Here is a 16,261-nt window from a genome sequence, read left to right as displayed (position 1 = left end):
ACGAAGACATGGCCGCCATTCCGCGCAAGAAAATCCTGGAAAAGTTTCGCAAGATGATCGCCGACGGTGTGCCGATCGTCGGTGGTGGCGCCGGTACCGGCCTGTCGGCCAAGGCTGAGGAGGCCGGCGGCATCGACCTCATCATCATCTACAATTCCGGCCGCTACCGCATGGCCGGGCGCGGCTCGGCCGCCGGCCTGCTCGCCTATGGCAACGCCAACGAGATCGTCAAGGAAATGGCCTACGAGGTTCTGCCGGTGGTCAAGAAGACGCCGGTGCTGGCCGGCGTCAATGGCACCGATCCCTTCGTTATCATGCCGCTGTTTCTGGCCGAGCTGAAGACGATGGGCTTTTCCGGCGTGCAGAATTTTCCGACCATCGGCCTGTTCGACGGCCAGATGCGGCAAAGCTTCGAGGAGACCGGCATGGGCTTCGGGCTCGAGGTCGACATGATCGCCGAGGCGCACAAGCTCGACCTGTTGACCACGCCCTATGTCTTCAACCCCGACGAGGCGCGCGCCATGACCAGGGCCGGCGCCGACATCGTCGTCGCCCATATGGGCGTGACCACCGGCGGCTCGATCGGTGCGACGTCGGCCAAGTCGCTCGACGATTGCGTGCAGGAAATCGACGCCATCGCGGCTGCCGCGCGCTCGGTGCGCAAGGATGTCATCCTGCTTTGCCATGGCGGGCCGATCTCGATGCCGGACGACGCCCGCTACATTCTCGACCGCTGCAAGGACCTGCACGGTTTTTATGGCGCCAGCTCGATGGAGCGCCTGCCGGCCGAAGCGGCAATAGCCAGACAGACCGCGGATTTCAAAGCGGTCACGCTTGGCGGCAAAACGACTGCAAAGAAAAAGAAGGGATGAGAGATGACCGACAAGAGCAAGGTATTTGTCTACCCCAAGGATGTTAGCGCCTTCGGCTTCGACTGGGGCCGGCTGGCGCTGACCGTCGCTCCCGAGGTCAACGGTGCGGAGCGCTTTTCCGGCGGCGTCGTCGACCTGCCCCCCGGCAAGGGCCACACGCGGCACAATCATCCGGGCGCCGAGGAAATCATCTTCGTCATCTCAGGCCATGGCGAGCAGATGGTCGAGGACGAGAAGGGCAATCCGGTCGTCGCGAAAGTCGGGCCAGGCTGCACCATCTACGTGCCGGAAAGCCGTTTTCACTCGACGCTGAACACCGGCGACGGACCGATGCAGCTGTTCGTCGTCTACTCTCCGGCAGGGCCTGAACTGGTGCTGCGGGAGTTACCGGATTTCAGGCTGCTGCCGCCGGGTGGGAAATAATCAACTCCCTGTCCGCTAAGCGACCCCACCGCGATTCCACCTCCTGCCCCGGTCGCCGAACATCACATAGCCGGCCTCGGTGACCGCCAGCGTGTCCTCCAGCTTGATGAAGCCGCGCGTCGGGTGAAGCATGGTCGTCTCGACCGACAGCACCATGTTTTTCTCCAGCGGCTTTGCCGCATAGGTGCCCTCATAGGTCACCGGATGGTTGGTCATCAGGAACGGCGCTTCATGCGTGATCAGCCCCATGCCGTGGGCGAAAAAATCGGTGTAGGGCGCCACCTTCGACGCCTTCAGCACGCCCTCGGCGTAGGAGATCATGTCGCCACCCAGCGTGCCCGCTTTGACCTTGGAGAAGGCCGCCTGCTGCACCGTCTCGACCTCGGCCAGAAGATCCTCCAGCTCGGCGTCCGGCTCGCCCAGAATGCCCATGCGACAGAGGTCGCCGATATAGCCGTGATAGTTGCCGCCGGAATCGATCGACAGCACCTCGCCCTTTTTCCACGCTTGCGGTGAAGCGGCGCGGTTGTGGCTGGCGCCCAGCGTCAGCAGGCAGTATTCGAAATGCGCGCCGCGATTGGTCTCCTCGCGCCGAAGCTGCTCGATGATCTCGCTCTTGGTCGTGCCTTCTCGCGCCCAGCCAATGGTTGCCAGCATGGAATCGGTGATCAGTTCGGAGGCGGTGCGCAGCTTCTCCAGCTCGGCGTCCGTCTTGATGGCGCGCATGCTCTCCAGCATGGCGGTGGCGTCGATCAGCTTGGCATCCGGCAGCGCCTTGCGGATCAGGGTGTAGGCGTCTGACGGCAGAAAACCCGGCTCGATGCCGATGCGGGCGCCCGCCTTGCCGATCTTCGTCAGGTGTTGGACGGCCAGATTGGCGGCGTCGAGCGTGCCCCAGCAGGCGGCGTGCAGTGTCGGCGTCCAGAACGGGTTGTTCTGATGCTCTGCGCCTTCCATGCGGTTGCCGATATAGGCGGCGTGGTCCAGCCCGCCCTTCTCGTAGACGACAACCGGCAGATAGCGGCTGTGGCCGATTGCATCCATGGCGGCGAAGAAGATGAATTTGTAGCCGCCGAGCAGATACTGCGTGTTGTGCTTGGACGTCGCGAGCAGCACATCGATGCCCGCCTCCTCCATCAGCCGGTCGACCCTGGCGTGGTCGAACGGGATGTTGCTGACGGCAGTCTTGCCCGGGGCGACGTTCATCTCTCTCTCCCTGAATTCGCCAGCCGGTCGGTCGGATCGCCGGCTGTTTTGGTCCTGATCTTCTGGCTGTCCGCCAAATCTGCACCATTTTGCCCGGTCTGGTCCAGCCAGAAATAGGTTGTTCTGGCTCAACGGCTCAAGCTGCGGGCTCCGCCAGCCGCTTTCAGCCAAATCTGGTCTTACCAGATCGGGCGCATTGAGCCACTCCCCTGTAACTGGTCCAGCGGATGGAATTTTCAAAGCCACATGAAGATGCGCCAATTCCGTCTCTGGCGAAACCCTCGGCAAGGCCCATAATCTCCGCCGCATGGATGCTCGCGAGCGTCCTAGGATATTGGCGCCCCCGGCCGGGTCGCGGAGAGGACGGAGTTCGACCATGTCAGATTTCACGATTTCCAGACGCACGATGCTTGCCGGATCAGCCTTGCTGCTGGCCTCCACCGCCATGCCTGATATCGGCTGGGCGCAGACGCCGAAAAAGGGCGGACGGCTGGTGCTTGCCGCCGATTCCGAGCCGCGCAACCTGAACCCGGCGATCGTCGCCTCCAACGGCGTCTTCTTCATCTCGAGCAAGATCGTCGAAACGCTGGCGGAAGCCTCGTTTGACGGCAAGGACGGGCTCGACCCACGCCTGGCGCTCAGTTGGGAAGGCGCTGCCGACGGCCTGTCGGTGACCTTCAAATTGCGCGACGGCGTCAAATGGCATGACGGCAAACCCTTCACCTCCGCCGACGTCGCCTTCTCGGCGCTGCAGATCTGGAAGCCGCTGCAGAATCTCGGCCGCACCGTGTTCAAGGATCTGGCCGCCGTCGACACGCCGGACGAGCTGACCGCGGTGTTCAAATTCGCCAAGCCGACACCATTCCAGCTGATCCGCAATGCCCTGCCGGCGCTGTCGAGCGTGGTGCCGAAGCATATCTACGAGACCGGCGACATCGCCACCAACCCGGCCAACAATGCTCCGGTCGGCACCGGCCCGTTCAAATTCGCCGAATACAAGGCCGGCGAATATTACCGGCTGGCCAGGAACCCAGACTACTGGGGCAAGGACGAGCCCTGGCTGGACGAAATCATCTACCAGGTTCTGCCCGACCGCACCTCGGCGGCCAGCGCGCTCGAAGCCGGCGAGATCCAGCTCGCCGCCTTTTCCGCCGTGCCGCTGGCCGACCTCGACCGCATCTCCAAGGTGCCGGGCCTCAAGGTGATCACCAAGGGTTATGAAGGCCTGACCTACCAGCTGGTCGTCGAGATCAACCATCGCCGCAAGGAGCTGGCCGACCTCAAGGTGCGGCAGGCGATTGCACACGCCATCGACAAGGATTTCGTCGTCAAGACCGTATTCCTCGGCTATGCCGCCACCGCCACCGGGCCGGTGCCGAAGAACGATCCGCAGTTTTACACCGCCGACGTGCCGACCTATGCCTTCGACGTCGCCAAGGCCAACGCGCTGCTCGACGAAGCCGGTTACAAGAAGGGCCCGGACGGCAAGCGCTTTACGCTAAAACTCTTGCCGGCACCCTATTTCAACGAGACCAAGCAGTTCGGCGACTATCTGCGCCAGGCGCTGGCGGCCATCGGCATCGACGCCGAGCTGGTCAACAACGACTCGCCCGCGCACATCAAGGCCGTCTACACCGACCACGCCTTCGATCTCGCGGTCGGCCCGCCGGTGTTCCGCGGCGACCCGGCCATCTCGACCACCATCCTGGTGCAAAGCGGCATCCCGGACGGCGTGCCCTTCTCCAACCAGGGCGGCTACAAGAACGACGATCTAGACGCCCTCATAGCCAAGGCCTCGGAGACGCTCGACACATCAGCCCGCACCGAGCTTTACAAGGAGTTCCAGAAAAAGGTCGCCGCCGACCTGCCGCTGATCAACGTCGCCGAATGGAGTTTCATCAGCGTCGCCAAGGATACGGTGGGCAACATCGCCAACAATCCGCGCTGGGCGGTCTCGAACTGGGCGGACACGTATCTGGCGGGCTAACCTCCAGACTTGCAGATCATCTGTCCGGGTGCTCAGGTTCGACAATGAGAGTCCCTTCGCGCCCCCCTCTGTCCTGCCGGACATCTCCCCCACGAGGGGGGAGATCGGCTGTCATTGTCGCCTTCGCAAATCGCCAACGTCGCAGGATGGAGCGCCGCGCTGAAACTGCCAATCTCCCCCCTCGTGGGGGAGATGTCCGGCAGGACAGAGGGGGGCGCCCTAGAACGCGACCTCAAATGCTCGCGAGCGGCGTCTTTACGCCATGACCCGCGCCCTCACCCTCCTCCGTCGCCGTCTCGTCGGCAGCATCTTCGTGCTGGCGATCGTCATCATCGGCACCTTCCTGCTGCTCGAACTGGCACCCGGCGACGCGGTCGACGCCTATATCGTCTCGACCGGCGGCGATGCCGGCATGATCGAACTGCTGCGCCATCGCTGGGGCCTCGACCAGTCGGAACTGACGCGTCTTGCCAACTATCTCTGGGCGCTGCTGCATCTCGATCTCGGCCAGTCCGTGACCTTCTCACGACCGATCCGCGACGTCATCCTCGAGCGCCTGCCCAACACCCTGCTTCTCATGGGCAGCGCCACCGCGCTTTCCTTCGGCCTCGGCTCGGCGCTCGGCATTTATGCCGGCGCCAGACCCGGAAGTTTTCGCGACCGTTTCCTGTCGATCGGCTCACTGGCGCTCTATGCCGTGCCGGGCTTCTGGCTCGGACTGGTGCTGATCGTCGTCTTTGCCGTCGACCTGCGCTGGTTTCCGATCGGCGGCATCGAAAGCATCGCCTCGAACAAGACCGGGCTTGCCCGCGCCGCCGACATCGCCACCCATCTCGTCCTGCCGGTGTCAGCACTCGGCTTCATCTACCTGGCGCTCTATCTGCGCATGATGCGCGCCGGCATGGCCGAGGTCTGGCGGCAGGATTTTGTCCTGGCCGCTCGCGCCAAGGGGCTGTCGCGCCGCCGCATCGTGCTCGCCCACGTCGCCCGCAACGCGCTGTTGCCACTGGTCACCATGCTGGGCCTGCAGTCGGCGCAGATGCTGGGCGGCTCAGTCGTCATCGAAAGCGTCTTTGCCGTGCCCGGCCTCGGCCGGCTGGCGCAGGAAGCGGTAGCCGCGCGCGACACCCCATTGCTGCTCGGCATCATTCTCGTCAGCGCTGTGCTGGTCATCGTCATCAACCTTCTCGTCGACATCGCCTACGCCGTCCTCGATCCGCGCGTCGGCGCCAGCGAGGCCGGCGCGTGAGCCCGCTCCGCCGCTTTCTGCGCACCCCGGAGGCCGTTGCCGGCGCCATCATCCTGGCCGCGCTGTTTGCCATGGCGCTGTCGGCGTCGCTGTTTTTTCCCGGTGACCCGCAAGCCATTGCCGGACCGGCGCTGCTGCCGCCGTTCCAGGATTGGTCGCTGCCGCTCGGCACCGACCGGCTCGGCCGCGATGTGCTGGCCGAGCTTTTCCATGGCGCCCGCACCTCGCTGGCGGTCGGGCTGGCGGCGGCAGCTGCATCCCTCTTTATCGGCGCTGTTGTCGGCACGCTGGCCGGCTTTGCCGGCGGTCTCGTCGACGAGGTGCTGATGCGCATCACCGACGCTTTTCAGACCGTGCCGAGCTTCCTTTTGGCGCTGGCCTTCGTCAGTGTCGTCGGGCCGTCGCTCGGCGTCGTCGTCGTGGCCATCGCGCTCAGCGCCTGGACCGGACCGGCGCGTGTCGCGCGCGCTGAAGTGCTGTCGATCCGCGAGCGAGATTTTGTAGCCGGTGCCCGCGTCATCGGCATGCATCCACTGGAGATCGCCTTTCGCGAGGTGCTGCCCAACGCATTGCCGCCGGTGCTGGCGCTGTCCTCGGTGATCGTCGCCGCCGCCATCCTCACAGAAGCGGCACTTTCCTTCCTCGGCCTCGGCGACCCCAATCGGGTGACCTGGGGCGGCATGATCGCCGAAGGCCGCGCGGTCCTGCGCACAGCGCCCTTCCTGTCGATCATTCCAGGCATTGCGCTCGTGCTGACCGTGCTCGGCGTCTATCTCGCCGGCGAAGGCGTCGTCGAGACGACAGCGGTGCGAAGGAGCCTGTCGTGACGGCGCTGCTCTCCATCCGCGACCTGACGGTGACCTATCGGCGTGATGGCAGCGGGGTGGTGGCCCTGAAAAGCATCAGCCTTGATATTGTTGCCGGCGAGCGCTTGGCCATCATCGGCGAGAGCGGCTCGGGCAAGAGCACGCTGGTGCTGGCGATTGCGGGGTTGTTGCCAGCTTCCTCCATAATCGGAGGGCGCATCGAATGGCCGGCGATGGATTTTCAATCGTCGAAGGATCGCCAACCTAAATTCGTCCCCCTCCCCGGTCGCGATATCGGCTTCGTCTTCCAGGACCCTTCGGCCAGCCTCGATCCCGTCATGCCGATTGGCAAACAGATCGCCGAGGTCGCCCACACCCATCTCGGCCTCGGTTGGGGAGAAGCCTTCGCCAAAGCCAAAACCCTGCTCGCCCGTGTCCGCTTGCCTGATCCAGGCGCCGCCATGCGTGCCTTCCCGCATCAGCTGTCCGGCGGCCAGAAGCAGCGCGTGGCGATCGCTGCCGCGATCGCGGCCGGGCCGAAACTGCTGATCGCCGATGAAGCGACCAGCGCTCTCGACACCATCGTGCAAGCCGAGATCGCGACCCTCATCCGGCAACTAGTGGCCGAGGACGGCATGACGCTGCTGTTCATCAGCCACGACATCGCATTGGCCGCCGAGCTTGCTGAGCGCATCGCCGTGTTCCGGCATGGCGAACTGGTCGAACTCGGCGCAACGACGCAGATCATCAACGCGCCGCGCCACGCCTATGCGCGTTCATTGCTGGATGCCAATCTCGGCCTCGATGCCGAGCCGCTGCTTGGTCGAACAGTCAGGCTCCCGGCATGAGCCTGCTGACGGTTTCCAGTCTCGCCAAGCGATACCGCGGCAGTGGCAAGCCCATCGCCGCGGTCGATGATGTCTCCTTCCACATTGAACCCGGTGAGACCCTGGCTCTGGCCGGGCCTTCCGGCAGCGGCAAGTCGACCATTGCGCGGCTGGTGCTGCGGTTGATCGAGCCTGATACCGGTCACATCGAATTCGAGGGTAGCGATTTCCTGGCCTTGAACGGCGCAGCCTTGCGCGCGCTGCGCGCCCGCCTGCAGATGGTGTTCCAGGATCCGCTCGCCGCCTTCAACCCGCGTGCCACCGTGGCGCGTGTGCTCGACGATCCCCTGCGCATTCACGGCGTTGCCCCCCGCAGCGAACGCCCGCGCCGTATCGCCGCGCTGCTGGAACGTGTCGGCCTGACGGCTGATCTCGCCTCACGCGCCATCCATGAAATCTCCGGCGGCCAACGCCAGCGCGTCGCCATCGCCCGCGCCACCGCGACAAACCCGTCGCTGATCGTGCTCGATGAAGCCGTGTCGGCGCTTGATGTATCGGTGCGTGGACAGATCCTGGAGTTGCTGCTTGACCTGCAGCGTGAGGAACGGATCGCCTATCTGTTCATTTCGCATGATCTTGGCGTTATCAGAGCTATCGCCCATCGCATCATCATCCTCGACGCCGGCCGCATTACCGAGAGCGGCGACGCGCGTGCCGTGATCGAAGCACCGCAATCGGCGATCGGCAAAGCGCTGGTGGCGGCAGCCCCGAAATTGAAAAGAAGCCAGGACGCATCATGACCGACCTCGAAGCCAGGGCCGAGAAACTGTCGCGCGAACTCGATTCCGCCTTCCGCAACCGCGCCGACCTCTACCGCCTGTTCCTCGATGAACTGACGGAAGAACTCGGCGCCGAAAAAGCCGAAGCGATCATGATCCGCACCATCGAGCAGCGCGGTAAGGAGGTCGCGGCCGCCGCCTTCGCCGCCTTTGGGCCCAACGACGCCCGCGCCATAGGCGAGGCATTTCTGGCCATCAGTCCGGATGGCGGCCGCATGTATCCGACCGATGTCGAACGCAGCGACGAGCGCATTGCCTTCAAGGTCAAGCGCTGCCCGTTGAAGGATGCCTGGGTGGAGGCTGGTGTTGGCGACGAAAAACTCGCCACGCTCTGCCGCATCGCCGGCGCCTTCGACCGCGGCCTGTTCGAGGCGACCGGCGTGCACTTCGACAATGTCACCTGGACGCCGGGCCACGGCTCCGGCTGCTGTCATATCGCCTTGACCAACCGGGATGCGGGCTAGACGAGATCAGCGGCTGCGAAAACGTGGATTTCCGTACCGGCCTCTTCGCTGGCCGCGCGCAATTCGGCCTGCGGTTCGCGGTCGGTGACGATGTCGGAAATGTCGCGGAGCGCGCAGACGCGCTCGAGGCTGGCGCGGCCGAACTTGTCATTGGTCACCACCAGGACCGTCGACAGCGATCGCGACATCATCGCGCGCTTGACCGCCGCCGCACCCGAGATCATGTCGCTCGGGCCATCCGCCGTCACCCCAGATGCACCGATGATGGCGACGTCGGCATTGTAGCGGTTGACGAACTCGACCGTGTCTTCGCCCAGCACGCTGCCTTCGCGGCTGTCATAGGTGCCCGGGCACAGGATGACGCGAAAGGTCGGATTGGCGCCGGCCACCGATGCCACACCGGTCGAGTTGGTGATTATGATCAAATCCCGCTTCAGTTGGGAAAGGTTGCGCGCCACCTCATAGGTGGTCGAGCCGCCGTCGATCATCACGATCTGGCCTTTCTCGACCAGGCTTGCCGCGCCGCGCCCGATCCGCGCCCGTTCCTCGACCATGGTCAGGCCACGCTCGGAAATCACCGGCTCCGACGTCACCAGAGAGATCGTCGCGCCACCATAGGTGCGGTTGAGAAGCCCGGCCTCGCCCAGTTCGATCAGATCGCGGCGGATCGTTTCGCCGGCGACGCCGATGCGTCTGGCCAGCTTTGAGATGCGGATGGAGGCGGAACGGCGCACTTCCGAGAGGATGAGCTCGTGCCGCTCCTTCTTCGTCAGTCGGCCTGGCTCCATGGCTATTCCCGTTCCTTCACTGCAATCAGCGCCTTCGCAAGTTCGGCAAATCCGTCCGCGCCGCGTCCCCCTGTGACGAAGGCGGGCGACGCCGGAAGTTCGCCGGCGAAGTCGAGAACATTAGCGACGCCGACGCTGTTGGGGAAGAAGCCGAACATCGGTGCGTCGTTTGGACTGTCGCCGACAAAAACAACACTGTCCTTGTCGCGGTCGATGTCTATACCGAAACAGTCCCGCAAGAATAGCCGGCTTGTCGACAGTTTGTCATAGCCGCCGAACCAGCCATTGACGTGGATGGACGAGATTTTTGCCGTCGCGCCATGGCGCCGGAAGATGTCGACGATCCTCAGCACCTCGGACTTGTGAAGTGGCTGCACATCCTCACGGAAATCGATCGCCAGATCGGCCTCGCGATAGGCTTGATCCGCCGCCACCGCGGCGCCTGGAATTTCCGCGAGCACCTCCCGCTCGATCTGCCGAAGCTTTGCGGCATCGGCATGCCGCTCGGTGGCATTTTTGGCGTAGTGGCGAACGATCCGCTTCCTGGCGTCGTCGTAGCGAAAGTAGAAAGCGCCGTTCTCGCCGATCACGCCGTCCACGGGCCATTGCCGTGCGATCAGGTCGCACCAGCCGGCCGGCCGGCCCGTGACCGGGGCAACGATGAAGCCCGCCTGCTTCAGCCGCTCCAGCGCCGTATAAGCTATGGCCGGCAGCCGGCCCTTGTCGGTCAGCGTGTCGTCGATGTCGGTGAGCACGACTGTGATCTTGCGCCGGTCCTCAACCGTGAAATCCGCGAGCGGGCGCAGCACCCGCTCAGGCCCCTGCCGGCACTGGCGCGAGCGACGCCGCCGCAACATCGAGCATGGTGAACCGGTCACGGATCAGCCGCGCATTGGCGACCGCCTCGTCGTAGAACGCAGGCGGTATCGCCACATCCTCGGGCGTGGTCGGTGCACCCACCGCAAGCAGGGCCTGCGCGATCTCACGCGCTGGCCGCGCCGCCTTGGTGAGCCTTTCACGATGCGACGGCCAATGCCTGGCCAGCATGGCGTTGATAACGTCCGTCCTTTCCCGGTCGAAAACCTTGGGCTTGAACGCAGCCCAGCAGGAGCGTCCGAGCGCCTCTCCAAAAATCGCAGTGAAGCGATCCGGTGTGTCGGATGTCGGCGACAGCAGCAGTTCGGGTAGGGCCAGCACCCGCTCCTGCAGCCGTGCCATGGTCAGCGTCGTCACCGCGATGTGTTCGCCGTGATGCGCCTCCGGCAATCCCTGGCCGCGCATGTCGATGTAATGCGCGATGAGATGCTCGCCCTGGCTGGCCGGATAGGAGCCGCCGCACAGCGTCATGCCGAGGCCCGACATGACGAGCGTGCGCACTAGCACTTCCATCGCTGCGAGATCGCCTGTCCTGAGATCGCCGGCCTTTGCGATGAGCGCCTTCTCATCTTCCGCCAGAAGCATGAACGGCGCCTCGCGGTACGGCGTGCCGATCAACAGATGCGCCATCAGCCAATCGGTCTGGGCGGTTGGCCGGGCCATCGAATCGCCGAAACCGGCGGCGATCAGCCGGTGCGGCGCCCGCGCCATCACGTCGAGATCGAGGAAGACGCCGACCGGCAACGTCGCTGTCAGCGACTTCTTCAGGCCGTCCTCGGTGATCGCCGCCGAGACCGATGTGTAGCCGTTCATCGACGGCGCGGTGCCAAACACCGCATAGGGTTTCTTGGAGAGATGCGCGGCATATTTGGTGATGTCGTTGATCGAGCCCGACCCGACCGCAACGAGGCCGCTGGCGTTTTGCGTGCGGGCGATGACCGATCGAACCGCCTCCATGTCGGGATGCGGATGGCGCGGCAGGATGATCTTGTCGACATCGCCCGTGCCGCGCAGTGCGATCGACACCCTTTCGCCCAGCGCCAGCCTTGTATCGGGATCCATGACGACGGCCAGCTTGCGGCCGAGCGGCAGCGGCGCCACCAGCGTGTCGGCCTCGTCGCCAAGGCCGCGGCCGATGACGATGGTTTTCAACGGCACCGACAGCATGCCGCCGCCATCCGGATCAGGCAGCGTGCCGGCGATGAGGCGATCGAGCATTAGTCTGGACATGAGGATGTCGTCCGGTCAGTCGTGGAGTGGTGCCAGCGCGTCGAACAGCGTTCGATAGCGCCGGTAGCTTCTGTCGTAGATTTCCCCGGCTACGGGGTCTGGGTCGATTGTCTCGATGCGGCCGGCCAGCCTTTCGGCGGCTTCCTGCACCGAGGTGGAGAGGCCGATGGCAGTGGCGGCCAGGATTGCCGCCCCGATCGGCGAGGCGTCAGTGGCGCTGGTGATTTCCACCGGCCTGCCGCTGACATCGGCGCGGATTTGCGCCCATACAAGGCTGCGTGCGCCGCCGCCCGAAAGCCTGATGCGCCGGGTCGCGATGCCGAGTTCGCTCAGCCGGTCGACCACGTCGCGCATGGCGAAGGCACAGCCTTCGAGAACAGCGCGGGCGCAAGCTGCTTTGCCGTGGAAGGAGGTCAGCCCATAGAAGGCGCCCCGCGCGCCGGCAATCCAGCGCGGCGCCATGGCACCGGACAGCGCCGGCAGGAACAAGAGATCGTCGCTGCCGGCAACGATCGTTTCTGCCAGTTTCGACATCGCCGCCGGCGATCTGACGCCGAAGGTCGACAGGAACCACGTCACCGCGCCGCCCGAAAGCCATCCTGGATTCGAGACGAAATAGCGATCGCCGAGGAAGCCGTGTGTTTCGACCAGACCGTCCGGGTCGATGCGAAGCGTGTCGGAAATCGCGCCGACCACTTCGGCGGTGCCGAGATTGCAGGCGACGACGCCAGGCACGACGACGCCGGCGCCGATGGCGGCGGAAAAGTCGTCGCCGGTGCCGACCGCCAGCGGTATCCCCAGGGGAAGCCCGGTCAGCTCCGCGCCGGTGCGCGTCAAGGTTCCCGCGACCGCCGACGCGTTGTCGATCTCCGGCAGCCTTGTCACATCGATGTCGAACGCGGCCAGCAGGTCACCGGCATAGGCCCGCTCCTTCAGCCCATAGAGCATGGTCGTCGAAGCCAGCGCGTGGTCGATGACGGCGCGGCCGCACAAGGCGGCGACCACAAAAGACACCGGCTGGTGCCAGCGCATTGCGCGGCGCGCTTCAGGCAAATTGCGTGAGGCCCAGCGGATCTTGGCCGCCATGTGCGTGGCGTCGAGGACAAGACCGGTGCGTTCGCGAATGAAGCCGGCATCGATGCCGGCGATTTCCGCGGCTGCCCGGCGGTCCATCCAGATGATGCAGGGTGCCAGCGCACGGCCGTTGCGGTCGACCGCAATACAGCCGTCGAGCTGGCCGGCGATGGCCATACCCCTAATGTCGGAAGCGTTAAGCCCGGCCTTGCCAAGCGCATCGGCAATGGCGGGCTTCAAGGCAGCGAGCCACAGCGCCGGATCCTGCTCGGCCCAGCCTGGCGCCGGGAAGACCGGCTGGTAGGGCACGCTTGCCTCGCCACGCAGCCGCAGATCGTCGTCGACGACGACCGCTTTCAGGCTCTGTGTGCCGAGATCGATGCCGACGACTGCCATGATGCCTCAGACGCGTTCGCAATCCGCGAGGACATCCCGCAGCTGCGAAAGGATAGAACCTTTCGTCGGCGAATAGGAACCGTCGAAAACCGCGGTGCCGATCGTAAAGGCATCGGCGCCAGCCTGCTTGATCGCCTTGATCCGCTCGGCCGAGGCAACGGCGCCGGCAACGATGAGATGTGCAGCCTGGCCAAGCCCGCGGCGGGCGGCGCGAACCAGCTCGATCGGATCGGCCTCGGTGGCGCGGTAGGCGAGGATATCGCATCCGGCACAACCTTTTTCGGCGAAGGAACGGCAATCGGCCTCGACATCGGCGACGGAGCCGCCGAGCTTGGTCGGGTGGCCGACCGGCTTGCCCGGAAACGGGTAGTATTGCGTGTCACTACCCTTCAGCAGCTGCATGATCTCGTCGACCTGCGTGCCGCCCAGCAACCGATGAATGCCGAGATCGCGGGCGATGCGCGCCGAGTTCAAGCAGGCCTCCGGTGTCGTCGAAACGACTTCCATATAAGAGGTCGCGCCGGTCCGGTGGATGGCGCCGGCCAGCGTCTTCAGCACCTCCGGCGCCACACCGATATCCTTGAAGCCGACGTGCTTCAGGCCGACCGGCTCGATCAACTCGACGAGATCGAGACAGTCCTCGACCGTGCGATCGTTGCGCGTCAGCATGAAGATGAAGTCCATTCGAAATTCCCTTGGCCTGGTCGGAAAGGCGGCTCGCTGCCGGTCTGTTAGCACCACTCAACCAATTGTTGCAAGGTGCCACATTTTGATTTGCAGTACTACACATTTTGTGACAGAACGGGCGCCAGCTTCGCCAGGCACGCTCCGAGGAGAGAGAAGAATGCTTAAGTTGCTGACGCGCGGGAGTACCGCATCCGGGCTGCTCGTTGCCGCCGCCCTATTGTGGCAAGTCACACAAGCGGCGGCGTGGAGTTTGGAAGAGGCGTCGAAGCCTTACAGCGGGCAGACCATCCGCATGGTCGGCGAGTCGCTGCCGCCGCTTGAAGCGCTGAAGAAGATGGCGCCGCAGTTCGAGAAACAGACCGGCATCCATGTCGAAGTCGAGATGTACGAGCATTCGGAAGCCGTTAACAAGGTCCAGCTCGATCTCAACTCACACCGCGGCCGCTACGATGTCATCATCCAGCCGCACCGCGAACTCGGCAAGTTCGCCACCAACAATCATCTCATTGAAATCTCCAAGATGATGGCAGATCCGGTGCTGCGCGATCCGACCTTCGAGCCGGAAAAGCAGCTCTACCAGACCGCCTGGCACGAAATCTCGTGGTATGACGGCAAGGAGTACGGCTTCCCCTTCACCGTGCTCAACATGTTCATGTGGTATCGCTCCGACCTGCTGGCCGATCCCAAGGAACAGGCCGGCTTCAAGGCCAAATACGGCTATGACCTCGCCCCTGCCCAGGACTGGAAGCAATACCGCGACATCGCCGAATGGTTCTATCGCCCCGACCAGGGATTTTATGGCACCGCCTTGCAAGGCAAGCGCCACGAAGCGCTGTGGTACGAATGGCTCAATTTCCTCTACTCCTTCGGCGGCGACGTGCTCGACGTAAAGAGCGGCTCGGCCTGCGGCCCTGTCATCGTCAACAGCCCGAAGGCCGTCGCCTCGCTCGAATACTACAAGAGCCTGCTGCAGTTCTCGCCGCCGGACAGCCTCAACTATTTCTGGGACGACGTGATGGCGCTGATGCAGCAGGCCAAGGTCGCCGAGCTGATCATGTGGAACGACGCCACCTATGCCGTGTCGGTCGACACCACGGCATCGACGGTCGTCGGCAAGGTCGGCTTCGACCTCGTGCCGCAAGGCGATGGCGGCAAGATCGGCCAGGTCGAGGGCTGGACCTACCTCATCCCGGTCTATTCGAAGAACCCGCAGGCCGCCTTCCTCTTCGTCCAGTGGATGATGGGCTACGACCGCCAGCTCGAACAGCATCTCAATGGCGGCGCTTCGGGCCGGCCCGATGTCTATGCCTCGCCGGAGGTGCAGAAGCTGCCCTACGCCAAGGCCTCGATGGCGGCCAACGAACATGCGGTGCCGAAGGCGACGCTGCCGCAATCGGCTGAGATGACCGACATATTGGTGCGCGAACTCTCCTCCTACCTCGCCGGTGAGAAGGAAGCGCAGGCGGCACTCGACACGGCGGCGACCGATATCTCGACGCTGCTCGGTTCTTGCGCGCCAGTGACCTATCCGGCACGATAGGCCCCAAGCGTCGCGCAGAGGCTACCCGCAGCAGCGGGTAGCCGTTCTTGTACCCAGGAATTGCCCGTGACCAACCGCACTCCATCGTCCCGCGGAATGCCGCTCCTTGACCGTGGTGTGGGACCACTGCTGATGCTGCCGGCGACGCTGCTGGTCGTCGTCTTCCTGGTCGGTCCGTTCTACTACATGGTCTATACGGCGCTGACCGATCTCAGCTTCGCCGATGCGAGCCATTCCGGCGCCTTCATCGGCTTCGACAATTTCCGCAAGCTGATGCGCAATGATCCGTTCTTCTGGGCATCGTTCCTGCTGACGCTGAAATTCGTCATCATCGCCGTGCTGCTCGAATTCCTGATCGGCTTCGCGCTCGCCTTCCTGATCTTTCGCTTCGTCGCCAGCCAGCGGCTTTTGACCACGCTGCTGCTCATCCCGATGATGATCGCGCCGGTCGCCGTCGGGCTGATCTGGCGCCTGCTTTTGCAGGGCGACTTCGGCATGCTCACCTTCAACATGCGCAAGATCGGCTTGCTGGCGCAGAACGCGGCGGTGCTTTCGGCTCCCGATCTCGTCTTCCCAACCATCGTCGCCATTGATGTCTGGCAGTGGACGCCCTTCGTCACGCTGATCATGCTGGCCGGCATGATGAGCCTGCCGCGAGCACCGTTCGAGGCGGCAATGATGGACGGCGCCAAACCGTTCCAGATTTTTCGCGATGTCATGCTGCCGCTGCTCAGGCCCGTCATCGCCCTGGTGCTGCTTTTGCGCGGCATCGATGCCTTCAAGGAATTCGACAAGGTGTTTTTGATGACCGGCGGCGGCCCGGGAACGTTGACCGAACTGGTGTCGATCTATGCCTACCGCGTCAACTTCCGCAACTGGGACCTCGGCTACGGCGCCGCTGTCGCCTTCATGATCTATCTGGTGGTGCTGATCCTGTGCTCGGTCTTCTACAAGGCCGTCTACTGGACAGGCAGCAAGCCGGCGGCTGCGTTTTGAG

The 16,261-nt window shown here is 64.2% G+C and carries 16 protein-coding genes; 10 read left to right on the top strand and 6 right to left on the bottom strand.

Going from position 1 to position 16,261, the window contains the following annotated elements:
- Positions 1–8: 8 nt before the first annotated feature.
- Complete coding sequence (locus AC1D0N_RS25015) at positions 9–872, top strand: phosphoenolpyruvate hydrolase family protein (protein WP_477248646.1); 864 nt, start codon at positions 9–11, stop codon at positions 870–872.
- Between the two features lie 3 nt (positions 873–875).
- Positions 876–1,295, top strand: a complete 420-nt coding sequence (locus AC1D0N_RS25010) for a cupin domain-containing protein (protein ID WP_477248645.1) — start codon at positions 876–878, stop codon at positions 1,293–1,295.
- A gap of 15 nt (positions 1,296–1,310) precedes the next feature.
- Here AC1D0N_RS25010 and AC1D0N_RS25005 read toward each other — a convergent pair whose 3' ends face one another.
- A complete protein-coding gene (locus AC1D0N_RS25005) occupies positions 1,311–2,501 on the bottom strand; it encodes a M24 family metallopeptidase (protein WP_477248644.1) in 1,191 nt (396 codons plus the stop codon).
- A gap of 376 nt (positions 2,502–2,877) precedes the next feature.
- Between AC1D0N_RS25005 and AC1D0N_RS25000 the strand changes: the two genes are divergently transcribed.
- The 6 genes from AC1D0N_RS25000 (at position 2,878) to AC1D0N_RS24975 (ending at position 8,673) form a co-directional block, all read left to right on the top strand.
- The gene (locus AC1D0N_RS25000; RefSeq protein ID WP_477248643.1) at positions 2,878–4,488 is read left to right on the top strand and encodes an ABC transporter substrate-binding protein; all 1,611 of its coding nucleotides are present in this window, start codon (positions 2,878–2,880) and stop codon (positions 4,486–4,488) included.
- Between the two features lie 262 nt (positions 4,489–4,750).
- Complete coding sequence (locus AC1D0N_RS24995; RefSeq protein WP_477248642.1) at positions 4,751–5,737, top strand: ABC transporter permease; 987 nt, start codon at positions 4,751–4,753, stop codon at positions 5,735–5,737.
- Positions 5,734–6,564, top strand: coding sequence for an ABC transporter permease (locus AC1D0N_RS24990; protein WP_477248641.1), 831 nt, complete (start codon positions 5,734–5,736; stop codon positions 6,562–6,564). The genes AC1D0N_RS24995 and AC1D0N_RS24990 overlap by 4 nt, the downstream gene beginning before the upstream one ends.
- Positions 6,561–7,391 carry an ABC transporter ATP-binding protein gene (locus AC1D0N_RS24985; protein ID WP_477248640.1) on the top strand — a complete coding sequence of 277 codons (831 nt, stop codon included), beginning with the start codon at positions 6,561–6,563 and terminating at the stop codon, positions 7,389–7,391. Before AC1D0N_RS24990 ends, AC1D0N_RS24985 begins: the two co-directional genes overlap by 4 nt.
- Positions 7,388–8,170, top strand: coding sequence for an ABC transporter ATP-binding protein (locus tag AC1D0N_RS24980; RefSeq protein WP_477248639.1), 783 nt, complete (start codon positions 7,388–7,390; stop codon positions 8,168–8,170). Before AC1D0N_RS24985 ends, AC1D0N_RS24980 begins: the two co-directional genes overlap by 4 nt.
- Positions 8,167–8,673: an L-2-amino-thiazoline-4-carboxylic acid hydrolase gene (locus AC1D0N_RS24975; RefSeq protein WP_477248638.1), complete on the top strand. Its 507-nt coding sequence runs from the start codon at positions 8,167–8,169 to the stop codon at positions 8,671–8,673. The genes AC1D0N_RS24980 and AC1D0N_RS24975 overlap by 4 nt, the downstream gene beginning before the upstream one ends.
- On the opposite strand, the gene AC1D0N_RS24970 is transcribed toward AC1D0N_RS24975, so the two are convergent.
- From AC1D0N_RS24970 to AC1D0N_RS24950, 5 genes are read right to left on the bottom strand one after another with little or no spacing between them, the layout of a single operon-like run.
- A complete protein-coding gene (locus AC1D0N_RS24970) occupies positions 8,670–9,461 on the bottom strand; it encodes a DeoR/GlpR family DNA-binding transcription regulator (RefSeq protein ID WP_477248637.1) in 792 nt (263 codons plus the stop codon). The two genes, AC1D0N_RS24975 and AC1D0N_RS24970, sit on opposite strands and share 4 nt — an antisense overlap.
- Positions 9,462–9,463: 2 nt before the next feature.
- A complete protein-coding gene (locus AC1D0N_RS24965) occupies positions 9,464–10,267 on the bottom strand; it encodes an HAD-IIB family hydrolase (RefSeq protein WP_477248717.1) in 804 nt (267 codons plus the stop codon).
- Positions 10,268–10,274: 7 nt separating this feature from the next.
- The gene (locus AC1D0N_RS24960; RefSeq protein WP_477248636.1) at positions 10,275–11,567 is read right to left on the bottom strand and encodes an iron-containing alcohol dehydrogenase; all 1,293 of its coding nucleotides are present in this window, start codon (positions 11,565–11,567) and stop codon (positions 10,275–10,277) included.
- Between the two features lie 15 nt (positions 11,568–11,582).
- The gene (locus tag AC1D0N_RS24955; RefSeq protein WP_477248635.1) at positions 11,583–13,037 is read right to left on the bottom strand and encodes a xylulokinase; all 1,455 of its coding nucleotides are present in this window, start codon (positions 13,035–13,037) and stop codon (positions 11,583–11,585) included.
- 6 nt (positions 13,038–13,043) lie between these two features.
- Positions 13,044–13,721: a 4-hydroxythreonine-4-phosphate dehydrogenase gene (locus tag AC1D0N_RS24950; protein WP_477248634.1), complete on the bottom strand. Its 678-nt coding sequence runs from the start codon at positions 13,719–13,721 to the stop codon at positions 13,044–13,046.
- A gap of 160 nt (positions 13,722–13,881) precedes the next feature.
- Here AC1D0N_RS24950 and AC1D0N_RS24945 point away from each other — a divergent pair, with 160 nt between their 5' ends.
- Both AC1D0N_RS24945 and AC1D0N_RS24940 read left to right on the top strand, forming a co-directional pair.
- Positions 13,882–15,264: an ABC transporter substrate-binding protein gene (locus AC1D0N_RS24945; protein WP_477248633.1), complete on the top strand. Its 1,383-nt coding sequence runs from the start codon at positions 13,882–13,884 to the stop codon at positions 15,262–15,264.
- A 66-nt stretch (positions 15,265–15,330) separates the two neighbouring features.
- On the top strand, positions 15,331–16,260 hold the full coding sequence (locus tag AC1D0N_RS24940; protein ID WP_477248632.1) for a carbohydrate ABC transporter permease: 930 nt from the start codon (positions 15,331–15,333) through the stop codon (positions 16,258–16,260).
- Position 16,261: the final 1 nt, after the last annotated feature.

The sequence above is a fragment of the Mesorhizobium sp. P2_E10 genome (assembly GCF_056404235.1).
Note: the sequence above shows the minus strand (reverse complement) of the source record. Positions and strands in the feature narration are given on the sequence as shown.

What these genes read in the sequence shown, in the direction of transcription:
- AC1D0N_RS25015 (WP_477248646.1), top strand. Translation starts at nt 9, where the DNA reads ATGGCCGCCATTCCGCGCAAGAAAATCCTGGAAAAGTTTCGCAAGATG.
- AC1D0N_RS25010 (WP_477248645.1), top strand. Translation starts at nt 876, where the DNA reads ATGACCGACAAGAGCAAGGTATTTGTCTACCCCAAGGATGTTAGCGCC.
- AC1D0N_RS25005 (WP_477248644.1), bottom strand. Translation starts at nt 2,501, where the DNA reads ATGAACGTCGCCCCGGGCAAGACTGCCGTCAGCAACATCCCGTTCGAC.
- AC1D0N_RS25000 (WP_477248643.1), top strand. Translation starts at nt 2,878, where the DNA reads ATGTCAGATTTCACGATTTCCAGACGCACGATGCTTGCCGGATCAGCC.
- AC1D0N_RS24995 (WP_477248642.1), top strand. Translation starts at nt 4,751, where the DNA reads ATGACCCGCGCCCTCACCCTCCTCCGTCGCCGTCTCGTCGGCAGCATC.
- AC1D0N_RS24980 (WP_477248639.1), top strand. Translation starts at nt 7,388, where the DNA reads ATGAGCCTGCTGACGGTTTCCAGTCTCGCCAAGCGATACCGCGGCAGT.
- AC1D0N_RS24975 (WP_477248638.1), top strand. Translation starts at nt 8,167, where the DNA reads ATGACCGACCTCGAAGCCAGGGCCGAGAAACTGTCGCGCGAACTCGAT.
- AC1D0N_RS24970 (WP_477248637.1), bottom strand. Translation starts at nt 9,461, where the DNA reads ATGGAGCCAGGCCGACTGACGAAGAAGGAGCGGCACGAGCTCATCCTC.
- AC1D0N_RS24960 (WP_477248636.1), bottom strand. Translation starts at nt 11,567, where the DNA reads ATGTCCAGACTAATGCTCGATCGCCTCATCGCCGGCACGCTGCCTGAT.
- AC1D0N_RS24955 (WP_477248635.1), bottom strand. Translation starts at nt 13,037, where the DNA reads ATGGCAGTCGTCGGCATCGATCTCGGCACACAGAGCCTGAAAGCGGTC.
- AC1D0N_RS24950 (WP_477248634.1), bottom strand. Translation starts at nt 13,721, where the DNA reads ATGGACTTCATCTTCATGCTGACGCGCAACGATCGCACGGTCGAGGAC.
- AC1D0N_RS24945 (WP_477248633.1), top strand. Translation starts at nt 13,882, where the DNA reads ATGCTTAAGTTGCTGACGCGCGGGAGTACCGCATCCGGGCTGCTCGTT.